This is a genomic window from Bacillus gaemokensis (assembly GCF_001590835.1).
Classification (GTDB): domain Bacteria; phylum Bacillota; class Bacilli; order Bacillales; family Bacillaceae_G; genus Bacillus_A; species Bacillus_A gaemokensis.
Genome location: NZ_LTAQ01000047.1, coordinates 3,994 through 7,560, shown reverse-complemented (window position 1 = coordinate 7,560; position 3,567 = coordinate 3,994). Strand labels below are relative to the sequence as shown.

Here is a 3,567-nt window from a genome sequence, read left to right as displayed (position 1 = left end):
CCAGGAGAGCGCATGTATAAAACAGGTGACTTGGCCAAATGGTTACCGGATGGAAATATTGAGTATATTGGCAGAATCGACGATCAAGTGAAAATTCGAGGATTCCGAATGGAATTAGGCGAAATTGAATCGGTTATTAGTACTTTTCCAATCATTCGTGAAGTAGTATTAACCGTATATGAAGATGAGGATCATGATAAGCGTTTAGTTGCTTATATCGTTCCTGTATTAAATCAAGAAATTTCTATCAATGAATTGCGTTCCTTTATGGAAAAGAAATTACCAGATTATATGATACCTTCTGTATTCATTAAATTAGAAACACTGCCACTGACTATAAATGGAAAAATAAATCGAAAAGCATTACCAAAACCAACAGAAGCCATGCATAGTGGTATAGAGTATACAGCACCAAGTACAGAATTAGAAGAAAGATTAGTAAACATATGGTGTAAAGTATTACATGTTAAATCAATTGGCGTTAAGGACAATTTCTTTAAAATAGGAGGACATTCTATAAAGGCCCTTACATTGATAGCTTATATTAAAAGGGATATAGGTGTGGAAGTAACGATCCAAGAAATTTTCCAAAGTCCAACAATTGAAGCGATGAGTATAATTATTGAGAATAAGGAATTAAGTAGCTATCACTCTATTCAACCAACAGAACACAAAGAGTATTATCCGGTTTCTTCATCTCAAAAGAGATTACTAATTTTAGATCAAATAGAGGAAGCAAAGGGAAGTTATAATATGCCTGGAGCTATGGTGATAGAAGGGAAATTAGATAAAGAACGATTTGAACAAGCATTTATCAAATTAATTGAAAGACATGAATCTCTTCGGACTTCTTTTGATTGGATAGAAGGAGAGCCAGTCCAAAAAATAACAGAAAAAATAGATTTTTGTATACAGTTTGACTCTTGTGAAGAGGAGGAAATAGAAAGTAAGGTTGCACATTTCATAAAACCATTTGATTTGAAAAAGGCACCGTTATTACGTGTACAACTCTTACATGTCAGTCCTACACGTCATATCTTTTTATTTGATATGCATCATATTATTTCTGATGGAGTATCAATGAAGATTTTTATTAGGGAACTACAAGCATTATATGAAGGGAAAAAGTTAGCGAAACTAGACATTCAATATAAAGATTACGCTGTATGGCAAAATGAACAATATCAAAATGGAAACTTAAAGAATATGGAAACATATTGGTTAGAAAAATTTTCAGATGAATTACCAGTTTTAGAGTTGCCAACAGATTACCCAAGGTCTTCAGTAAAAAGTTATCGAGGCTCTCATCTATCATTTGTAGTTGATAAAGAGTTAACCGAAGGGTTACGAAACATAAGTAAGCAAACGGAATCAACTTTATATATGGTACTGTTAGCTGCATACGCAACATTATTGTCTAAATACACTGGGCAGGAAGATATTATTATAGGTAGCCCAGTAGCTGGAAGAGAGCAAGTTGAACTGAATGATATTATGGGTATGTTTGTTAATACAGTGGCAATGAGAACTTATCCAGAGGGGCATAAAACTTTTCTGGATTTAGTGAAAGAACTAAAGGGAGAATCTTTAAAGGTATTTGAAAATCAAGGCTATCCTTTTGAAAAAGTGGTAGAAAAATTAGGAATAAAACGAGATTTAAGTAGACATCCACTGTTTGATACCATGCTTGTATTGCAAAATCCAGAAAATATCGAATTGAAGGAACTGGCTGATTTAAAAATCAAGCCATATGAGTTTGAGAATCAAAGCTCTAAATTTGATTTGACGTTGAACATAGAGGAAAATGCTCAAGGATTGTTAGTAGGGATAGAATATTGTTTAGATTTATACAAGAGAGAAACAATCACACGAATGAGCAAGAATTTTATACAACTGTTACAAACAATTGTTAATAATCCGATGCAGTGTGTTTCAAACATCGAGATCATTACACAAGAAGAAATAAAAATATTGAAAGAATTTAATAATACGAAGGTAGATTATCCGACGGATAAAATGATTCATCAACTGTTCGAAGAACAGGTGGAGCGTACACCAGATCATGTTGCGGTTGTATTCGAAGATCAGCAACTAACGTATCGTGAGCTGAATGAACGAGCGAATCAATTGGCACGTGTGCTAAGAGAAAAGGGAATAACGAAAGAAAAAATTGTTGGCATTTTAGTAAAGCCATCTCTTGAAATGATTATCGGAGTTTTAGGAGTGCTGAAGGCAGGTGGAAGTTATCTTCCAATTGACCCAGCTTATCCATCAGACCGGATTCAATACATGTTGACAGATAGTCAGGCTAGGTGGTTACTAAAGCAAGAGGAACTGGAGGCTCCAGTTGGTTATGTAGGTGAAGTTATCACGCTAGATCAAGAAGAGTTATATCAAAGAGAAGGGACAAACCTTACACATATAAACCAGCTTCATGACTTAGCGTATGTAATTTATACATCGGGTTCTACTGGAAAGCCAAAAGGGGTTCTGTTAGAACATGGTTCATTCTTGAATATGTGTCATTGGAATATGGACTATTATCAATTAACAGAAAAGGATCGTATGACAAAGTATGCTGGTTTTGGCTTCGACGCTTCTGTTTGGGAAATATTCCCTTGTCTTGTGGCGGGAGCTACACTGTATGTTGTTCCTGAAGAGATACGTTTTGATGTTGAAAAGTTGAATTCTTATTTTGAACAAAATCAAATTACGATTAGTTTCTTACCGACGCAGATGTGTGAACAATTTCTACCTTTCGCTAATCAGTCATTGCGTATTTTACAGACAGCTGGCGATAAACTGATTCAAGCAACTAAGCATCCATTATCTCAATACAAACTAGTGAACAACTATGGACCAACTGAAAATACAGTTGTTACAACAGCATATAAAATTGAGAAGCAAGTAATAAATATTCCAATTGGTAAACCTATAGCAAACTCAAAGATTTACATTGTTGATCGCTGTGGGAATCTTGCCCCAATCGGTATTGCTGGAGAATTATGTATTACGGGGGAAAGTTTAGCAAGGGGATATTTGAATCAACCAGAATTAACGGCGGAAAAGTTTGTTGATAATCCATTTGAATCAGGAACGAAGATGTATAAAACTGGAGATGTAGCGAAATGGTTACCGGATGGAAATATAGTATTTATGGGACGGATAGATCACCAAGTGAAAATTCGAGGATACCGCATTGAATTGGGTGAGGTTGAGTCAGCACTCCAGAAAGTGGAGTTGGTTCGTGAGTCCATTGTTGTTGCGCGAGAAAATGAAGGCGGAGTAAAACGATTGTGTGCATACTTTGTTGGAGACGAAAGCCTAACAGTGAGACAACTTCGGGAGGCGATGTCACAAGAATTACCAGAGTATATGATTCCATCTTACTTTGTACAGCTGGCACACATGCCATTAACACCAAATGGTAAGATTGATCGTAAAGCGTTACCTGCGCCAGAAGGAAATTTACAAACAGGTACGGAGTATGTTGCGCCGCAAACCCCAATAGAAGAAATGTTAGTCTCAATTTGGCAAACGGTACTTGGTGTTCCGCAAATTGGAGTA

Annotated in this window: 1 protein-coding gene; it reads left to right on the top strand. The window is 35.9% G+C overall.

Annotated features, from left to right (window positions below; all coding sequences use genetic code 11):
- Positions 1–12: 12 nt before the first annotated feature.
- Positions 13–3,567 (top strand): amino acid adenylation domain-containing protein (locus AZF08_RS23005; protein WP_235604081.1); only part of this gene is annotated, 3,555 nt, incomplete at its 3' end.